The sequence below is a fragment of the Paraburkholderia caffeinilytica genome (assembly GCF_046030355.1).
Lineage (GTDB): Bacteria > Pseudomonadota > Gammaproteobacteria > Burkholderiales > Burkholderiaceae > Paraburkholderia > Paraburkholderia caffeinilytica_B.
Genome location: NZ_JAQQCQ010000003.1, coordinates 199,724 through 217,892, shown reverse-complemented (window position 1 = coordinate 217,892; position 18,169 = coordinate 199,724). Strand labels below are relative to the sequence as shown.

General features: G+C 60.9%; 18 protein-coding genes. 11 read left to right on the top strand and 7 right to left on the bottom strand.

What is annotated here, in order from left to right; genetic code table 11:
- Nucleotide 1 precedes the first annotated feature (1 nt).
- From PQQ95_RS05665 to PQQ95_RS05650, 4 genes are all read right to left on the bottom strand, one after another.
- Nucleotides 2-502 carry a thioesterase family protein gene (locus PQQ95_RS05665; protein WP_408435657.1) on the bottom strand — a complete coding sequence of 167 codons (501 nt, stop codon included), beginning with the start codon at nucleotides 500-502 and terminating at the stop codon, nucleotides 2-4.
- 107 nt (nucleotides 503-609) lie between these two features.
- Nucleotides 610-1,575, bottom strand: coding sequence for an L-carnitine dehydrogenase (locus PQQ95_RS05660; protein ID WP_408435655.1), 966 nt, complete (start codon nucleotides 1,573-1,575; stop codon nucleotides 610-612).
- Between the two features lie 75 nt (nucleotides 1,576-1,650).
- Nucleotides 1,651-2,580 (bottom strand): 3-dehydrocarnitine:acetyl-CoA trimethylamine transferase CdhC, encoded by a 930-nt coding sequence (cdhC, locus tag PQQ95_RS05655; protein WP_054042782.1) that lies wholly within the window; start codon nucleotides 2,578-2,580, stop codon nucleotides 1,651-1,653.
- 56 nt (nucleotides 2,581-2,636) lie between these two features.
- Nucleotides 2,637-3,590 carry a choline ABC transporter substrate-binding protein gene (locus PQQ95_RS05650; RefSeq protein WP_408435653.1) on the bottom strand — a complete coding sequence of 318 codons (954 nt, stop codon included), beginning with the start codon at nucleotides 3,588-3,590 and terminating at the stop codon, nucleotides 2,637-2,639.
- Between the two features lie 383 nt (nucleotides 3,591-3,973).
- Between PQQ95_RS05650 and PQQ95_RS05645 the strand changes: the two genes are divergently transcribed.
- Both PQQ95_RS05645 and PQQ95_RS05640 read left to right on the top strand, forming a co-directional pair.
- Nucleotides 3,974-4,984 carry a GlxA family transcriptional regulator gene (locus PQQ95_RS05645; protein WP_408435651.1) on the top strand — a complete coding sequence of 337 codons (1,011 nt, stop codon included), beginning with the start codon at nucleotides 3,974-3,976 and terminating at the stop codon, nucleotides 4,982-4,984.
- 139 nt (nucleotides 4,985-5,123) lie between these two features.
- A complete protein-coding gene (locus PQQ95_RS05640) occupies nucleotides 5,124-5,450 on the top strand; it encodes a DUF4148 domain-containing protein (RefSeq protein WP_408435649.1) in 327 nt (108 codons plus the stop codon).
- A 168-nt stretch (nucleotides 5,451-5,618) separates the two neighbouring features.
- On the opposite strand, the gene PQQ95_RS05635 is transcribed toward PQQ95_RS05640, so the two are convergent.
- Nucleotides 5,619-6,533, bottom strand: coding sequence for a LysR family transcriptional regulator (locus PQQ95_RS05635; RefSeq protein ID WP_408435647.1), 915 nt, complete (start codon nucleotides 6,531-6,533; stop codon nucleotides 5,619-5,621).
- Nucleotides 6,534-6,735: 202 nt separating this feature from the next.
- On the opposite strand from PQQ95_RS05635, the gene PQQ95_RS05630 reads away from it, so the two are divergent.
- The 3 genes from PQQ95_RS05630 to PQQ95_RS05620 all read left to right on the top strand — a co-directional run bounded on the left by PQQ95_RS05630 (nucleotide 6,736) and on the right by PQQ95_RS05620 (nucleotide 10,184).
- The gene (locus PQQ95_RS05630) at nucleotides 6,736-7,938 is read left to right on the top strand and encodes a serine hydrolase domain-containing protein (RefSeq protein WP_408436110.1); all 1,203 of its coding nucleotides are present in this window, start codon (nucleotides 6,736-6,738) and stop codon (nucleotides 7,936-7,938) included.
- A complete protein-coding gene (locus tag PQQ95_RS05625; RefSeq protein WP_408435645.1) occupies nucleotides 7,935-8,954 on the top strand; it encodes a zinc-dependent alcohol dehydrogenase family protein in 1,020 nt (339 codons plus the stop codon). The genes PQQ95_RS05630 and PQQ95_RS05625 overlap by 4 nt, the downstream gene beginning before the upstream one ends.
- A gap of 63 nt (nucleotides 8,955-9,017) precedes the next feature.
- Nucleotides 9,018-10,184, top strand: a complete 1,167-nt coding sequence (locus tag PQQ95_RS05620) for an ABC transporter substrate-binding protein (RefSeq protein WP_408435643.1) — start codon at nucleotides 9,018-9,020, stop codon at nucleotides 10,182-10,184.
- Nucleotides 10,185-10,255: 71 nt separating this feature from the next.
- Here PQQ95_RS05620 and PQQ95_RS05615 read toward each other — a convergent pair whose 3' ends face one another.
- Both PQQ95_RS05615 and rpiB read right to left on the bottom strand, forming a co-directional pair.
- Entirely contained in the window at nucleotides 10,256-11,242 is a 987-nt protein-coding gene (locus tag PQQ95_RS05615; RefSeq protein ID WP_408435641.1) for a sugar-binding transcriptional regulator, read from the bottom strand.
- An 87-nt stretch (nucleotides 11,243-11,329) separates the two neighbouring features.
- Nucleotides 11,330-11,800, bottom strand: a complete 471-nt coding sequence (gene rpiB, locus PQQ95_RS05610) for a ribose 5-phosphate isomerase B (RefSeq protein WP_408436108.1) — start codon at nucleotides 11,798-11,800, stop codon at nucleotides 11,330-11,332.
- Between the two features lie 298 nt (nucleotides 11,801-12,098).
- Here rpiB and PQQ95_RS05605 point away from each other — a divergent pair, with 298 nt between their 5' ends.
- From PQQ95_RS05605 to dhaL, 6 genes are read left to right on the top strand one after another with little or no spacing between them, the layout of a single operon-like run.
- A complete protein-coding gene (locus PQQ95_RS05605) occupies nucleotides 12,099-13,577 on the top strand; it encodes a sugar ABC transporter ATP-binding protein (protein ID WP_408435639.1) in 1,479 nt (492 codons plus the stop codon).
- Complete coding sequence (locus PQQ95_RS05600) at nucleotides 13,574-14,560, top strand: ABC transporter permease (RefSeq protein ID WP_408435638.1); 987 nt, start codon at nucleotides 13,574-13,576, stop codon at nucleotides 14,558-14,560. The genes PQQ95_RS05605 and PQQ95_RS05600 overlap by 4 nt, the downstream gene beginning before the upstream one ends.
- Nucleotides 14,561-14,604: 44 nt before the next feature.
- On the top strand, nucleotides 14,605-15,606 hold the full coding sequence (locus PQQ95_RS05595; RefSeq protein ID WP_408435636.1) for a substrate-binding domain-containing protein: 1,002 nt from the start codon (nucleotides 14,605-14,607) through the stop codon (nucleotides 15,604-15,606).
- Nucleotides 15,607-15,621: 15 nt separating this feature from the next.
- Nucleotides 15,622-16,392: a GolD/DthD family dehydrogenase gene (locus PQQ95_RS05590; protein ID WP_408435634.1), complete on the top strand. Its 771-nt coding sequence runs from the start codon at nucleotides 15,622-15,624 to the stop codon at nucleotides 16,390-16,392.
- A 26-nt stretch (nucleotides 16,393-16,418) separates the two neighbouring features.
- Nucleotides 16,419-17,426, top strand: a complete 1,008-nt coding sequence (locus tag PQQ95_RS05585; protein WP_408435632.1) for a dihydroxyacetone kinase subunit DhaK — start codon at nucleotides 16,419-16,421, stop codon at nucleotides 17,424-17,426.
- Nucleotides 17,423-18,094: a dihydroxyacetone kinase subunit DhaL gene (dhaL, locus tag PQQ95_RS05580; protein WP_408435630.1), complete on the top strand. Its 672-nt coding sequence runs from the start codon at nucleotides 17,423-17,425 to the stop codon at nucleotides 18,092-18,094. The genes PQQ95_RS05585 and dhaL overlap by 4 nt, the downstream gene beginning before the upstream one ends.
- Nucleotides 18,095-18,169: the final 75 nt, after the last annotated feature.

Here is an 18,169-nt window from a genome sequence, read left to right as displayed (position 1 = left end):
GTTACCATGACGCCGTTTTGACAGGCAATCCGATTACGCGGCCTGCAAACCTGGCCGCCGGCAATACGGAATGCGCTTCTGCCAATGCCCGCACGCGGGTCTCGACATCCGGGTCGAAGGCAACCGCGCGCGGGCCCGTCGTATCCACATGCAGCAGCATCTGTTCGCCTGCGGCCACCGGTTCAACGCCATCGTCAGCGAACATTTCGAGGTACAGGTGCAGCCGTTTCGCATCATGCCCAAGCAGGCGCATATCGACGCGAACCTGCACGCCTTCCTTGATTTCATGCAGATAGTTGATATGCGCTTCGAGCGTATAGATCGAGCGGCCACGTTCCTTGCGCACCGAATCAGACAACCCGATCACATCAATCAAGGCATCGGTCGCGAAGCTAAAAATCAGCATGTAGAACGCGTCGCGCAAATGGCCGTTATAGTCGACCCACTCGGCGCGCACGACGTCGCGATAGCAGGGCAGTGAAGCAAGGTGCGGCGTTGACATAGGCAATCGTTTCCTTTGTCCCTAAGAACGAACGGCGCGGGCCGCAGCGATGACGTGCCGCCGGCGCATCCAGGCGGAGCCAGGTATCTGCGGCACGCAACGCGGCATCACTCGGTGGGAAGCAGGCCGTGCCGCGCCTTGGCTTCCCCAATCGCTGCCAGTACACTCGTAATGCAATCGTCCCGATAGCGTTCAAGCTGCTTGATCGAGCGCGGCCCGACCTGTTCGGATGTCCCGTCCACCACCCGGTCGATCAACTCGTCGGTTAGCTGCGGTGCTACCAGTTTAGTCCACGGCAGTTCCAATGCCGGTCCGAACTGTTGCATGAAGTGGCGCATACCCGCATCGCCGCCCGCCAGCGTGTACGTCAGGAACGTGCCCATGAACGACCAGCGGATGCCCGCGCCGAAGCGGATGGCGTCGTCGATTTCGCCCGTGGTCGCCACGCCTTCATTGACCAGATGCAGCGCTTCGCGCCACAGCGCTTCGAGCAAACGGTCGGCGATAAAACCGGGGACTTCCTTGCGCACGAGAAGCGGTCGCATCGACAGCGAACGATAAATCTGCATCGCGGCGTCGAGGGTTGCGGGTGCGGTGCGTTCGCCGCCGAGCACTTCGACGAGCGGCAGCAGATACACCGGGTTGAACGGGTGCCCGACGATGCAACGCTGCGGATTCACCGCCCGTGCATAGAAATCGCTCGGGAGCAGACCGGAAGTGGACGAGGCGATGATCGCATCCGGCTTCGCCGCACGGCTGATCTGTTCGTGCAAGGCGAGCTTCAATTCTTCGCGTTCGGGCGCGCTTTCCTGAATGAAATCCGCCTGTTCGACGCAGGCTTCAATCGTATCGACGAAGCGCAACCTGTCGGGCGTCGCGCCCTCCGCGAGGCCGACGCGTTCCAATGCCGGCCACGCGTTCGCGACGTTCTCGCGCAACTGCTTCTCCGCGCCGGGAGCGGGGTCCCACGCGACGACGTCGAGGCCATGCGCGAGCGCGCGCGCAACCCAGCCGCTGCCGATCACGCCCGCACCGATGGCCGCAAATGTTTTGATATCGACGATCACTGCCATTGCTGATGTTTCCTTTGCCTATGAGTTCTCAGGTTCCGGGCACGCGGTATCGCGCGCAACGGAGACACGACAGGGTCACGCGTACTGTCCAGCGGCACGCCGCTCCAACTGCCGCTCGCCACGCGCGGGCAGGCCGAGTTTTCGGCGGCCTTCGGCAGGTGTCAGCGCGCGCCCGCCGAGCCGTTCGATGATTTCGACTGCGCGTTGCACCAGCGTGCCGTTCGTGGCATGCACCCCTTTGTCCAGCCAGATGTTGTCTTCGAGGCCGACACGCACGTGGCCGCCGAGAAGCATGGCCTGTGCGACCATCGGCATCTGCATGCGGCCGATACCGAAACCGGCCCATTGCGCGCCTGGCGGAAGGCTGTCCGCCATGGCTTTCATCGTCGTCGTATCGGCGGGCGCGCCCCATGGAATGCCAAGGCAGATCTGGAACAGCGGCGGCGCGTCGAGCAAGCCTTCCTTGAGCAATTGTTTCGCGAACCACAGGTGCCCGGTATCGAAGATCTCCAGTTCGGGCTTCACGCCGAGTTCCTGAATACGCTGCGCGCCGGCCCGCAATTGCGCGGGTGTCGATACGTAGATGTAGTCGCCGTCGCCGAAGTTGAGCGTGCCGCAATCGAGCGTGCAGATCTCCGGCAGCAATTCTTCTACGTGCGCGAGGCGCGTCAAGCCGCCGACAAGGTCGGTTCCCGCGCCGAACCGCATCGGATCTTCGCCGGGACCGATCTCGAGATCGCCGCCCATGCCCGCCGTCAGATTGATGATCACGTCGGTGCCTGACGAGCGGATCCGGTCGACCACCTCGCGATACAACTGCGGATCGCGGCTGCCGCGGCCCGTCTTCGGATCGCGCACATGGCAATGGGCGACGGTGGCGCCGGCCTTTGCGGCTTCGATCGCGGCTTCGGCGATCTGCTTCGGCGTAACGGGAATGGCCGGATGCTTGCCGACCGTATCGCCCGCGCCGGTGACCGCGCAGGTCACGATGACTTCATGATTCATGCGTGCTAATTCCTGTGGATTGAAATACACGACTGGAGGGATGCAAGCCGACCGCGTCAGAGCCCGAGATAGGCTTTCACCGCGGGCAAGCCGTCTTTACCGTCATACGTCTTTACGCCTGCGAGCCACGCATCCAGTACTTGCGGGTTCTTCTTCAGATACGCTTTGGCGGCATCGGCGGGCTTCTCTTTGTTCATCACCGATTGCATCACCACGTTCTCCAGTTGCGTCGAAAAGCGCAGATTGCTCACGAGCTTGCCCGCGTTCGGGCAGCGCGTCAGAAAGTCGGGGGACGTCAGCGTATAAACGCGTGCTTCGCCGTCATTCGGACCGAATACGCCGTCGCTGCCGGTGAGATATTTCATGTCGATCTGGATATTCATCGGATGCGGTTCCCAGCCGAGGAACACCACCCATTTCTTCTCGCGAACGGCGCGGTCCACCGAAACCAGCATGCCCGCTTCACTCGATTCGATCAGCTTGAAACCGCCGAGGCCGAACTGATTGTTGGCGATCATTTTCTGAATCGCCGCGTTCGCGCTGCTGCCGGGTTCGATGCCATAGATCTTGCCGTCGAGCTGATCGCGGTGTTTGGCGATGTCGGCGAACGTCTTCAGGCCGGCGTCGTATTCGTAGCTCGGCACAGCGAAGGTCGCCTTAGCGCTGGTCAGGTTAGGCGGTTGCAGCACCTGGATCGACTTCGAATCGATGAACGGTGCAATCGCTTTCTCCTGCACGGGCCACCAGTAGCCGAGCGACACGTCGAGCTGTTTGCTCTTCAGGCCCGCGAACGAAATCGGCACCGACGCGACGGTCGTAACCGGCTGATAACCGAGTCCCTCGAATACGGTCGAAGCGAGCGCCGTGGTCGACGTGATGTCTGTCCAGCCGATGTCGGCAAAATGCACCGCGCGGCAGGTGGAGGGATCCTGTGCGAGTACCGGCGACGCAGCGACGACAGTCGCCAGACAGGCAAGATGGGCAAGCAAGGCTTTGACGCGTAACTTCATGACGTTCCCCCTTCAGACACGTTGAACAGCGTGTTATGAAACGGCCGCAGCGAGAAAAACAGGGCGGCCCCCGGACCTGCGCGATACGGCTCGAATCGTGCTCGAGTTGCGCCTGAGTTGTCCCTGAGTCAGGCTCGAGCTGCACGAGTGATGTAACGTTAATGCCCCATATTCCTGCCAAAGCGACCCTCAGCGACCCGTTCTTGCTTCCATGCGACAACGAGGGAAAACCAGCATCGTTCGTTCTTGCGGTGCAGCATCGATTGGTGCGGTGAATTTTGAAGCGCCTTGCCGGTTCGCGCGCTGCTTGCTACGCTCGCCCGGAACCCCGCGTTCGCTTGCGGCTTGTGTCCCTCCGTGTCCCTGATCGAGTCATCCGCACGATGTCCGAAGATATGTCGTTCCTGCTGCTGCCCGGATTTTCGGCGATCGGCTTCATGTCGGCGGTCGAGCCTTTGCGCGTGGCGAACCGCTTTCGCGGCGATCTCTACCGCTGGCGCATTCTGAGTCTCGATGGCGCGCCGGTGGCGGCCAGCAACGGTATTTCGATCAATGCAGATGCGGCAATCGCCGATGTCCATGAGGCGCGGACGGTATTTGTCGTTGCGGGCTTCGAACCGCTCGCCTGCTATACGCGCCTGCTTGGCGATTGCCTGAAGCGGCTCGAGCGCGCCGGCGCGACACTCGGTGGCATCGACACGGGCAGCTTCATTCTTGCGGAAGCCGGGCTCCTCAGCGGCTCGGACAGCGTGACTGTGCATTGGGAAGCGTTGTCGGCGTTCAGCGAGCGCTATCCGTCGCTGAACGCAAGCCAGGAGCTGTTCGAAATCGGCGCGCGGCGCATCACCTGTGCGGGCGGCACGGCGTCGATCGACATGATGCTGGACCTGATCGGCCGTAAGCACGGCGCGGCGCTGGCCTCGGCGGTGTCGGAACAGTTCGTCGTGAGCCGGATCCGGCAGCGTTCGGATCATCAGCGGATGGAAATCGCCGCGCGTTATGGCGTGCACAACCGCAAGCTGATTCAGGTGATCGGGGCAATGGAACAGCATATGGAAGAGCCGCTGACGCCTGACCAGCTCGCAGAGGAGATCAGCGTGACGCGGCGGCAACTGGAGCGGTTGTTCTGCGCGTCGCTGAAGGACACGCCGACGCATTTCTATCTGCAACTGCGCCTTACCCGTGCGCGCGAGTTGCTGCAACAGACCGACATGTCGATTACATCGATTTGCGTCGCATGCGGATTCGAGTCGCCGTCGCATTTTTCGCGGACGTATCGCGCGCGGTTCGGCGTGAGCCCGAGAAGCGACCGGCAGGTGACGGGCGGCAGAAACGGCAGCGCGGTGTTGTCATCGGGAGAGGCAACTCAGGCTCCGGCATTGTCGGAAAGCTGATTGATTGTGCTGATTCCAGCAACAGTGAATTCACTTATTAGGGGTTTACCCTATATCGGCTGACTTCTAGACTGTCATCACTGGCCGCAAACAAACAGGTTTGCGGCACGGCAAAAAACAATCTCTGGAGGTAGTCGTCATGAAATCCCTGATCGAAGCTGTTGCTATCGCTGCTCTCATCACTGCGCCGCTCGCTGCTTTTGCCCAATCCAATCAGCCGGTGACCCGCGCCCAGGTGCGCGCTGAACTGGTCCAGCTGGAAAAGGCGGGTTACAACCCGGCAACCGCGAATGTCGACGATTATCCGGCCAACATTCAGGCTGCGGAAGCGCGCGTCGCCGCACAAAACAGCGTTGCTCAAACCAGCGGTTATGGATCGGCCACGAACGGATCGTCGCAAGCAGGCAGCCGTACGGAAACGACGCCGAGTTCGTACTCGGCACCGGTCGCCAACTTCGGTCATTAATAGGCGGCAGTGCGGGCGATAGTCTCGCGCTGGCTTGAATCATGTTGTTGCATAGCGGCCCTGCTTTCACTACGGAGTGAAAGCAGGGCCGCTGTGCAATTGAGCGTTGAACGGGTAAGTTGGCGCGCTTAGCTTCGTGCGGGCACTTGGCCCTGTACACCTGCGCCACTATTGAATGGCCCACGGTGGACGCGGATTGAATGCAGCGAGAAGGAAATCAGTCATGACCCGCACCTTCGCCGGAGGAGCCCGATCCGGCGCGCGAACCAGATGTATGCCTCCAAGGTCCGCAGTGCGGACTTCGAGCGCAATCTGCTCCAGTGCACGTTGCCGGATTGCATCGGCCACGATGAACGCGGGTTCGTAGAGAACGCCGAGACCGGCCACGGCTGCTGCGACGAGTGCATCGCCATTATTGGCCCGCATGGTTCCGTTGATAGGCACGCGTTTGTCCCCATCCTTGCCGAACCGCCATTCATCGGGTCGCGAGATGTTGGAAAAAGTGACGCTCAAGCAATTGTGGGCGCACAGATCGGACGACAGCTTCGGGCGCCCATGCCGTTCCCAGTAGCCGGGAGCCGCGCAAACAATCATTGCGCTTTCTGCAAGCCTGCGGGACACGAGACGGCTGTCCTTCAGGCGCCCAACCCGGATCGTCAGATCCCAACCCTCTTCCATGAGATCGACGACGCGATCGTTCAATCCGAGATCGATGGTCACCCCGGGATGCTTTTTGCTGAAGGCAGGAATCAGCGGCGCGATGTAGCGCACGCCAAACGAAAGGGGCGAATTCAGCCGCAGCAGTCCGCTCGCCTCCACGCGCTGAGACGCGATCATTGCCTCCGCCTCTTCCAGATCGGGAAGGAGGCGGGCACACGTTTCCAGATATTGCTGACCCGCTTCGGTGAGCGTGAGCTTGCGCGTGCTGCGATGAAACAGGCGCACGCCTAGCCGTTGCTCTACCGCATCCAGGTGTTTTGTCGCCATCGCGGGCGACAGGCCGAGCTGCCGGGCGGCCGCGGAGAGGCTTCCGGCAGTCGCTGCTCGGGAGAACACCTGCATTCCCGTAATGCGATCAAGCATTGTGATTTCTCACTCAGGTTAAAAACTGAATCGACAAGTGAGCATATTATCGCCTCACAGGTGAAACTGTACATTGCTGTGTACCGTGACAGAGGCCGCGTAAGCGGCAAGAACAGCAATGAAAGCATCCCCGTCCCATCGAACTGCTGCGGTTCGAAAGGTGTCTCGCCGTGAATTCTGTGTCGCCGCCGCGATCGGTGGCATGACCGCGGCGTTGACGAAGCCGGTTTCCGGTGCGGCGCCATCTGTGCCGGCCATTCAGCCCCAGTTGATTCAGGTGAAGGCGCTGGACACCGTCATTTTCGACGCGGTGAACAGTGGGCGCATCGTGGGCGCGACAGTGATTGCCGCGAAAGACGGAGAGATTGTCTATCGGCGCGCGGCGGGTTTTACCGACCGTGAAGCCCGTCGGCCGATGACGGAAAACGAAGTCTGCCGATTGGCGTCGATGACAAAACCGATTGTCTGCGTGACGGCGCTGGCACTCATCGATCGTGACCGGCTTCGCCTGGAAGACCCCGTGACACGGTGGCTTCCCGACTTCCGGCCGAAGCTGCCCGATGGCCGCGAGCCAGTCATCACAGTGCGCCATCTGCTTACGCATACGGCCGGGTTGACGTACGGTTTTCTGGAGGCCGAGGACGGTCCTTATCACCGGCTCGGTGTGTCCGATGGCCTCGATCATTCCGGCCTGTCGCTCGAAGAGAACCTCCGGCGAATCGCATCGGCGCCGCTGCTTTTCGAGCCGGGTACGGCCTGGCATTATTCCGTCGCCATCGACGTGCTCGGTGCAGTCATCGAGCGCGTGGCCGGCATGACATTGCCCGACGCGGTCCAACGCATCGTGATGGACCCTCTGGGCATCTCCAGCATCCGCTTCGTCGCTTCAGACAATACCGTGCTAGCGACGCCGTATGGCGATGCGTCGCCTCAGCCCGCCCGGATGACCGATCCGTTCTCGCTCGCGTTCGGGCAAAGCGCAATCGTATATTCGCCCGCTCGCGCGTTCGACCCGACCGCCTTTCCATCAGGCGGAGTCGGCATGGTAGGCACGGCGGAAGACTACCTCCGCTTTGCCGAAGCGATCCGCTCCGGTGGCGCGGGCATCATCCGCCCGGAAACCGTCGCAGCGATGACGTCCAATGCGATCGGGGATCTGCCGGTCGGCGCAGCCGGTCCAGGCTTCGGCTGGGGACTCGGCGTGGCCGTACTCAGGGATCCGGCCGCGGCGAAGTCGCCAGTGAGCGCCGGCGCCTGGAGCTGGTCCGGCGTGTACGGCACGAATTTCTGGGTGGACCCCGCTGCCGGCATTTCTGTCGTTGCGTTGACGAACACAGCGGTCGCAGGCATGACCGGGAATTTTCCAATGGCGTTGCGCCGCGCTGTCTACCAGGAGGTGTCGTGAAGGCTTATCAAATGCAGGCTGGGGCCGGGATTGCCGGGCTTGAACGTGTCGAACGCCCAGGCCAGGACCTTGGTGCCCACGAAATCAGGGTGCGCGTGGACGCTGCTGCGCTCAACCATCGTGACCTCAGTTTCGCGCGAGGCCAGTTTTATAACCCGCCGAGCTATCCGATCGTTCCGCTCGTCGATGGGTGCGGGGACGTCATCGCCATTGGGGCGGCGGTCACCCGTTTCGGAGTGGGCGATCGCGTCATCACAAGTTATTACCCGCGATGGATTGACGGTGCGTTGTCCCTCAACAAGACAGCCGTGTCTTTCGGCGCCCAGTTCGACGGCACGCTCGCCGAAGAAGTCGTGGCAAGTGAGGAGGCTTTCGTGCAGGCGCCACGCAGTCTTGATCCCATTTCAGCTGCAACGTTGCCTTGCGCGGGCGTGACGGCATGGAATGCATTGTTCGTTGCAGGCGCGGTCAAGCCCGGAGGCAGCGTGCTCCTGCTGGGAACCGGTGGTGTCTCGCTTTGGGCGCTGCAGCTCGCCAGAGCCGCGGGGGTCTTCACGATCGTGACATCGTCCCAGGACAAAAAACTTGAACGTGCACGCTCGCTGGGCGCGAATGCGACCGTCAACTACCGGACCAGCCCGGAATGGCAGGACGAAGTCTTGCAACTCACGGAGGGGGCCGGCGTCGATGTCGTTGTCGAGGTGGGGGGCGAAGGTACATTGGCGCGCTCCCTGAAGGCAGCGGGGGCCGGCGGAACGATTGTCGTGATCGGCCGGGTCAGCGGCGGCGGGGGTGTCTCGATCGAGCCCGGCGCGCTCATCGGCGGAGCAAAGCGCCTCGTCGGGATTACGGCCGGTAGCCGTGTGATGCTCGAACAGCTCGTCCGTTTCGTCGACGTCAACAAGATCAATCCTGCAGTCGACAAAGTTTTCCCGTTCGATGAGGCTCCATCCGCTTATGAATATCTCGCGGGAGGGCGGCATTTCGGCAAAGTGGTGGTCGACGTACACGCGTAAAGCGACGCTCGCCTTCTGTTCCGGTAAGAGGTTTTTCCGCGGGTAGTCCGGCTGTGATCGCTCGTGAAGCCATCAGCAAAGGAGTCGTGTATGAGATTGATGTCAGTGTTGTTGGCGACGGGGTTGGCGATTGTGGTTAGCCCGGCATTCGCCGCGGACCCCGTTCGCATCGGCGTCACAACCATCCTGAGCGGCCCGAATGCTGATCGCGGACAGAGCGAGCAATACGGCGTCGAGTTGGCATTACAGCGCATCAACGCATCCGGCGGCGTGCTCGGGAGACCGGTCGAGGCGTTTTACGCCGATAACGCCGCCGATCCGGCAACCGGCATTGCGGCGGCGCGGCGCCTGATCGAGCAGCAGCATGTTTCTGTGTTGTTGGGCGCGCTGGCGACACCTGTCACGCGTGCTGTGATGCCGGTAGCGAATGCCGCGAAGGTGCCGTTGGTGATCGACATTTCGGCGGGCCAGGAATTCGTCGACGCCGCCGGTTCCGGTGGTTATGACTACGTTTTCAAAACCAGTCCATCCGACGGTGATGTCGCGACTGCGATGATGCGGTGGCTGAAGGCCCGCAATGTCGAACGTATCGTGATCCTGGCGGATGACAACGACTTCAACCGCGCCAATGCAGTGGCGATGGAAAAGGCTGCGGCGGTCGTACACATCCAGACCTTGGCCAGCGAGACCGTTGCAAAGGGCGCCGCGGACCTTGCTCCGACGCTCAAGCGATTGAAGGCGCTGCAGCCGGATCGCATCGTTACTCTCCTGAGCGGGTCTAGCGGGGCATTTTTCCGTGCCTATGAGCAACTCGGCGGTGGCATTCCTGTAGCGGGCCGCGTTGATTTCACGGCGGCGATTGCGAACTTGTCGCCCCGGTTCGTAGCGGCTGGCGGGCTTGATCAGGCTGCGGGGATTTCAGTATTTACACCCTCGGCGCCCGAATCCGGTGTGCGAGAGTTCGCGGCCGCTTATCGAGAGAAATACGGACTCGCTCCGACCCAGCGGTCGGTCTTTGCATTTGAGGCGACGGAGCTGGTCGTCGACGCGATTCGTCGCGCGAAGTCGGACGATCCTGTTGCGGTACAGCAGGCGCTGCGATCGACACAGATGCCGTCCATGCTTGGCGGCACCTTTGCGATGGATGAGCACAATCATTCCCACGTCATGATGCAGATCGTCGGAATGCGGGGTGGCAACTTCGCGGTTCTCGAGCGGGTCGGGAAGTAGGCGCGTGGACCACGTGGATATGCCGCGCAGGTTTGCGCGCCATATCCATGCGTGATGCCGGAGCTTAACTTTTACCGGGTGGCCATTTCCGACTGTTGCGGAGAAAGCGGGTTGCGAGTGGCGTCTTCCAGGCTGACAATCGATTGAGCAATGGCTTCCGTCGTTGCGAGCGTGGTGATTACGCCTGCGCGCAACGCGCCCAGGACGGCGGTTGTCTTGGTATTTTCGCTGGCGACCGCAATAACGTTCGGAATGCGTTTCAGGTCTTCCATGCCAAGACCAATGACCCGGTCGCGAACCGGAGTGACAACGGGACGGCCGGCAATATCGATGAAGTGGTAGCCCATCAGGTCGCCGACTGCGCCGCACTTGCGAAGCTCAGCGATCTCGTCCGGTGAAAACCAGCCGTTACGAACCATGATGCTGTCTTCATTGATGTCGCCGACGCCAACCAGTGCGATGTGTGCTCTACGCGCCTTGTCGAGCGTGGGTTTGACCGCATCGTTGTGGAGCAGGCCCTCGCGGACGGCGGGGTCGCCCACGAGGGCCGGCGCGTAAAGCGTTTCGCTGCCACCTCCGAAGCGGGCGGCAAGCCGGCGGCTGATGTGGTCGGCATTCATGACCTCGCCGCCCCGGTAGAACCCGCCGATGGCGCAGACGAAGGTCGGAGAGCGCTGCGTGGACGAGATCGCGTGCTCGGAAATCGCGTTGATATTGCGGCCGATACCCACGGCAACGATCATGTCGTTAGTGAGAATGCGATCCAGATGACTGGCGACCAGACCCGCGAGCAGTTCGCGCTGCTTGTCCTGATCCTTGTGATTGACGGACACGATCGCCTTTTCGATCCCGAACCGGTCGATCAACTCACGCTCGAGGTCCCGTGTATCACGTGGATGGTGCCTGACGCGAATTTCAACGATGCCTTCTTCCTGCGCACGCTTCAGAAGACGGCCAATCTTGGCTCGAGACAGCGAGAACTGCTTTGACAGATCCTCCTGCGTGAGTCCGTCGACATAGTAAAGCGTTGCCAGACGAGTCAGTTCGTCGGTGGTCATATGATTTGTCTCTTTCCCATTCGGCTGGATATAACGTGGCCTGCCGCGGAGCCGGTGGGCGATTGACTGATGACCTGGTCAGCCAGTTCACACAGGCTTCTTGTTGCGGGGTAACTGGTGGTCATCCTCGTATTCCTTGATGCGGTTCACCTTCGGGACGGAGCGTCCGCCGTCGAAGCTCGCACCAAGCCATGTGTCAACAATCGCTTTCGCGAGTTCGGGACCGACCACGCGAGCGCCAATTGTAATGATTTGCGCGTCGTTGCTCTTGCTTGCCCGCTCTGCTGAATAGGTGTCGTGGCATTGCGCGGCGCGAATGCCGCGCACCTTGTTGGCGGCGATCGCCATACCGATTCCAGTTCCGCACAGCAGCACGGCCCGATCAAACTCGCCTTGCGCAACCTTCTCGGCCACGGCGAACGCGATGTTCGGGTAGTGGACAGGTTCCGCCTCATAGGTGCCGAAGTCGGTGACGTCCAGTCCCTTGCCAGTCAAATGTTGCTTGATCAGTTCCTTCAGGTCAAATGCGGCCTCATCGCATCCGATTGCCAGCTTCATATTTCGCTCCAGTTGTTCGCGGTTGCCCAATTTACGAGTGATCAAATGTTCATGATTGATCAAATTCTCATTCGTGTGCATGTGAAAGTCAAGGCCACCGACGTGAGTTTTTTATGTTGGCTTGTATCGCCGTAGCCTCACGCAATCAACTTATACCGCCGCGCTGCAGCAGATTGGCAAATAGGGCGGCATTAGGGGTAAACCACGTGAGTCCGGTAATTGACAGGTGGTGGGCGCGAAACTACGATGTGATCCAGATGCTCAAATGTTCAGAGACGAGCAAATGTAAGGAGACAAAGTGAACAACCTTCTTGTGGATGCCAGCGGAGTACAAAAGGCATTCAATGGTGTCAGGGCGCTGGAGGACGGCCGGTTGAAGCTGCGGCGCGGAAGCGTCCACGCGCTATGCGGCGGGAACGGTGCTGGAAAATCGACCTTCCTTGGCATCGTCATGGGCATTACTCAACGCGATGCCGGCGAAATCCTGTTCAAAGGGCGAAGCGTCAATTTTCAGACGCCGGCTGAAGCGCTGGACAATCGCATCGCGATCATTACCCAGGAGCTCTCGCCAATTCCCGGCATGACCGTTGCCGAAAACCTGTATCTCGGTCGCGAGCCGCGCAGGGCGGGTGTGCTGGTCAAATTCGCGGCGCTCGCGCGGCAAGCACAGGCGCTTCTGGATCGACTTGCTTTTCCGGTCGACGCGCGTGCGCGCATGTCATCGCTGAGCCTCGCGCAGATCCAGCTGGTTGAGATCGCCAAGGCATTCAGCCGCGACTGCGACGTGATGATCATGGACGAGCCGACTTCAGCGATCGGCGAGCGCGAAACCGAAGTGCTGTTCAACGCGATCCGTAACCTGACGGCGCAGGGGACCGGGATCATCTATGTCAGCCACCGGCTCTCGGAAATATTCCAGATCGCGGACGACTACACGGTCTTTCGCGACGGACGGTATGTCGACAGCGGGCGTATCGCCGACATCGATCGCTCCTATCTGGTGAGCACGATCGTCGGCCGCAAGCTTCATTCCGCCGAGAAGGTTCGCAGGGCCGTGGGCAAGCCCGTACTGGAGTCGACAGGTCTTTCGCGGGAGTCGGAATTCAACGATATCTCGCTCACGGTTCACCAGGGCGAAATCCTGGGCATCTACGGGCTCATGGGCGCCGGCCGCAGTGAATACCTCAACTGCATGTATGGGCTGACCCGTCCCGATAGCGGTCAAGTCATGCTCAAGGGCCGCGCATTGCCGGTTGGCCGTCCCCGCAAGGCTATTCAGGCCGGCCTGTCGCTTGTGACGGAGGATCGCAAGGAGACGGGGCTCGTGCTGTCGGCCTCCGTGCGCGACAACATCTCGTTCTCCGCCTACAACCGCCTGTCGCGCCTGTCGCTGATCAACCGCCGGAAAGTGAAGGCCCTCGTCGACACGATGGTCGATCGCATGCGGATCAAGACCAGCTCGGTGTCGCTGCCGGTCTCGTCGATGAGCGGGGGGAACCAGCAGAAGGTCGTGCTCGCGCGTTGTCTTTCAACCGAGCCTACGTGCCTGCTGTGCGACGAACCGACCCGAGGCATCGATGAGGGCGCCAAGCGCGAGGTCTACAAGCTGCTCGACGACTTCGTATCGAAAGGCGGTGCCGCCATGGTGGTGTCTTCCGAGGCACAGGAAATTCTGGATGTTAGCGACCGCATCGCCATTTTCAAGTCGGGGCAGTTGGTCACCGTGATCGACGGCCATACCACCACTCAGGAAGATCTTCTGCATCTCGCATCATGAATACTCATACCCCTTCCCTGAAAGCCCCGGCGAGCCAAAGCCGTTCCGCCCATATGCGCGATATCTACCGGCGCTACGGCATCGTCGCCGTGCTCATCGTCCTGTGCATCGTGTTGTCCTTTGCAAATCAGTACTTTCTGACGCTGGGCAACATCGCGGACATCCTGCGACAAACGTCGATCAACGGCATTCTGGCCGTCGGGATGACTTATATCGTTCTCACAGCGGGCATTGATCTGTCGGTCGGGTCCACGCTTGCTCTCGCCGGCATCGTCAGCGCCAGTCTCGTGACCGGTCCGCATCCGCACGGCGCGGCATTCGGACTGACAGCAGGGCTTGCTGTTGGCGCTGCGGTTGGCGCGATTAACGGCGTGCTCGTTGCCCGGCTCTCCATTCCTCCTTTTGTTGCCACGCTCGGCATGCTGAGCGCGGCGCGGGGGCTGACCTATATCTATAACGACGGCATGCCGGTGACCGATCTGCCGGATGGGTACCTGAGCATCGGCACGGGTACGATTGCCGGGATACCGGTGCCGATCATCGTGTTCGCTCTTGTCGTCGTCCTGTTCTGGTTTGTGCTGCGTTATACGACTTACGGCCGCTACGTTTATGCCGTGGGCGGCAATGCAAGGAGCGCTAAAACGAGCGGTATCTCGACCGGGAAGATCATCTTTTCCGTCTACGTGATCGGCGGACTGCTGGCGGGCCTTGCCGGGATCATCCTCGCCGCGCGCACGACATCGGCGTTGCCGCAGGCCGGCATGTCCTATGAACTCGATGCGATTGCGGCCGTAGTGATTGGCGGCACGAGCCTGTCGGGCGGCACCGGGTCGCTCGGAGGAACTGTCGTTGGCGCTCTGCTGATCGGCGTCATCAATAACGGACTGAATCTGCTGGGCGTGTCGTCGTATTACCAGCAAGTTGTAAAGGGCGTCATTATCGTCGGCGCCGTCCTGCTCGATGCTTCGCGCAAGAAGCAATAACGTCAACCCAAAAGCAACAATCCGGAAAAATTCAGGAGACTTCAATGATTTCGTGGAAAAGAACCGTGCTGGCCTGCGTGGTGATGGGCCTCACCTGTACCGTGGCGCAGGCTAAGCCCATCCGTATTGGTGCGGCGGTGTATGGTCTCAAGGGCGAGTTCATGCAGATGTGGACCAACGCGCTTAAGGCGCAGCCCGCCGTCAAGGACGGTACGGTGCAGCTCACGGTATTCGACGGCAACTATGACGCACTCACCCAGAGCAACCAGTTCGACACGATGATCACGCAGAAATACGACGCGATCATTTTCGTGCCGATCGACAAGGCCGCGGGCGCTGCTGCCGTGGCGAAAGCCGCCGCGGCGCATATTCCGGTCATCGGATCGAATACCCTGGTGTCCGGCGACAAGCTTACGTCCTATGTTGGTAGCAACGACGTGATCGCGGGCCAGATGGAAGCGGAGGCGATCGTCAAGGCAATCGGCGGCAAGGGCAACGTCGTGATCCTCGAGGGTCCGATTGGCCAGTCCGCGCAGATCGATCGTTCGAAGGGTATTCAGGACGTGCTGTCAAAAAATCAGGACGTGAAGGTGCTCGAGCATAAGACGGCGAACTGGTCGCGTGCGGAGTCACTGGCACTGGTCGAGAATTGGCTGACCGCGCATCCGGGGCAGATTAGCGGCATCATTGCGGAGAATGATGACATGGCGCTCGGCGCCATCCAGGCGCTGAAATCAAAGGGCCTCGATCCGAAGAAGGTCCCGGTCGCCGGCATTGACGGAATTGTCGACGGTATCGCGGCAGTCAAGCGCGGCGAAATGACCACCTTCTTCCAGGACTCGCAGGCGCAGGCGCAAGGTGCACTGGACGTTGCACTGCGTACGGTCGTCGGTTCGTCTTACAAACCGCGCTCGGACGTCTGGGCAGGATACGGCGCGAAGATGCCTTGGGACGACGGGACGGCCAAGTCCTACGCGGTGCCTTGGACGCAGGTCACGCCGGCCAATGCCCAGGAGATTCTCAACAAGATTCCCAAGAGCAACTAATCAAGGAGTGGAGCGATGTCGGTCAATTCAACGACCCCTTTTGATATCACGGATCGCGTTGCGGTCGTGACCGGTGCGGCTAGCGGTATCGGGTTTGCCGTTGCCGAGTGCCTTGCTGCCGCGGGTGCGCGCGTTGCGCTGCTCGATATCAACCCGGCCGTCGAGGCTGTGGCCCGGACGCTTCCTGGCGGCCTGGAGCGGCACGTGGGTATCGCGGCGGATATCACTGTTGCCGGGATCCCGGATGCGCTGGTGCGGCGCGTGACCGAAACGTTAGGTCCCGTCGACATCCTGGTCAACAATGCCGGCGTCGCTCTGCTTGAGAACGCGGAAGCACTGTCCGAGGAAGCCTGGGACAAGACGATGACGATCAACCTCAAAGCCCCGTTTCTCCTTGCGCAGGCCGTCGGCAAGCAGATGCTGAGCCGTGGTGGTGCCGGCCGGATCGTGAATCTGGCTTCTCAGGCGAGCGTCGTTGCCTTGGAGCGCCACGTGGCGTATTGCGCGAGCAAGGCGGCAATCGTCGGCATGACAAAGGTGCTCGCGCTCGAATGGGCAAAGCACGGTATTACGGTCAATGCCGTTTCGCCCACGGTCGTCGACACCGAGCTGGGCAGGAAAGCCTGGGCGGGCGCGGTGGGCGAAGCGATGAAGGCTAAAATTCCCGCAGGGAGATTTGCACGCCCCGACGAAATCGCCGCGTTGATTCTGTATCTGGTCAGCGACGCGGCCGCCATGGTCAACGGCGAGAATATCGTGATTGATGGCGGCTACACCGCCCAGTAACAATACTCAAGATGTAAAGGAACGGTATGAATCGCGTCATTAACAATCCTGATCTCGTTGTCGAGGACATGCTCCGCGGCATCCTCGCGGCACACCCGGAGCTGCGCGCCGCGCCGGAGAATCCTCGCGTTGTCTCGCATGCGCATGCTCGCCAGAAGGACCGTGTGGGCATTGTGACGGGAGGGGGATCAGGACACGAACCGGCTTTTATCGGCTACGTCGGGCGCAACCTGGTGGACGCCGTGGCCATCGGCGAAATCTTTTCGTCGCCAACTGCGAAATCATTCTTTGAAGCTTTCAAGGCGGCCGACAGTGGCGCGGGCGTAGCGTGCCTTTACGGCAACTACGCGGGCGACAATATGAACGTAAAGATGGCAATCAAGCTGGCCGAGCGCGAAGGTATTCGCGTGCGCACGGTCGTCGCAAACGACGATGCCGCGTCGGCGCCGAAAGACGAGATCGAAAAACGGCGCGGCGTTGCTGGTGAAATCGTGATGTGGAAGGTTGGCGGGGCGCGGGCGGCCCAGGGCGCCACGCTCGATGAAGTGATCGCCAGTGCGCGCAAAGCGGTGGACTCGACGCGCTCGATCGGCGTCGGCCTGTCCGCCTGTACGATCCCGGCAGTCGGCAAGGCGAACTTCGTCATTAAGGATGGCGAAATGGAAGTCGGCATTGGCCACCATGGCGAACCCGGAATCCTGGTCCAGCCCACCGTTCCCGCGAGAGACATGGCGAGGCTGATGCTCGACAAGCTGTTGCCGGATTTGCCTTTTGCCAGAGGCGACAGGGTGTCGGTGCTGTTGTCGGGTCTCGGCGCAACGCCGGTGATGGAGCAATACATCCTGTACGGAGAGGTTGCCGAGTATCTGCGCGAAGCGGGAATCGACATCCAGTTCTCGTTCGTCGGCAATCTTTTTACGTCCCTGGAAATGATGGGGGTCACGCTGACGTTGACGAAACTCGACGACGAACTGAGCGCGTGCCTCGCGCATCCATGTCAAAGCATCGGACTCAATGTGGGAGACACACGATGACTGAAATCGTTAAATTGGCCGACGCCGGTGGAGTCGTTGTCGATCTGGTTCGAACCATCAATGCGAATCGCCAGTATCTGAGCGAAGTCGACGGCGCGATTGGTGACGGCGACCATGGCATCAACATGAGCAAGGGCTTTAGCCAGTGTGGCGAGCATCTTGCGGCACGCGGAGCACTGCCGTCACTCCCGGTGGCCCTGGGCGATCTGTCTTCGGCGCTCATGGACGGGATCGGTGGTTCGATGGGGCCGCTCTACGGGACCTTCTTTCTCAGTATGAGCGATACGTTTGCGGACCATGTCGAGCTCGACAAATCCCTTTTCTATCAGGCGCTCGTTGTCGGGATCGATTCTGTGCAGGAGATCGGTGATGCGAAGGTCGGCGATAAGACGCTGATCGACACGCTGGTTCCCGCGCGGACGGCGTATGGGGCGGCGTTGGAAGAGGGTAAGAGCTTCCGGGCGTGCATTGATGCGATGGTGGTTGCCGCGGAAGCCGGAATGAATTCGACGCGCGACCTGCGTGCCCGTATCGGACGCGCTGCCCGGCTAGGCGACCGTTCGATTGGTGTCCTGGACGCCGGCGCATGTTCCTGCTTCCTGATCCTGCGCAGCATGGGCGAATCTCTTACGCATCTGCTCGACGGCACCGCGGTCCGCGCTGCCTGACGTCGTAACCGTACCCGAAGACTGGATGCCGGAGCCTCGTCGAAAAACGCGCGAGGCTTCAATATATTAACTTAG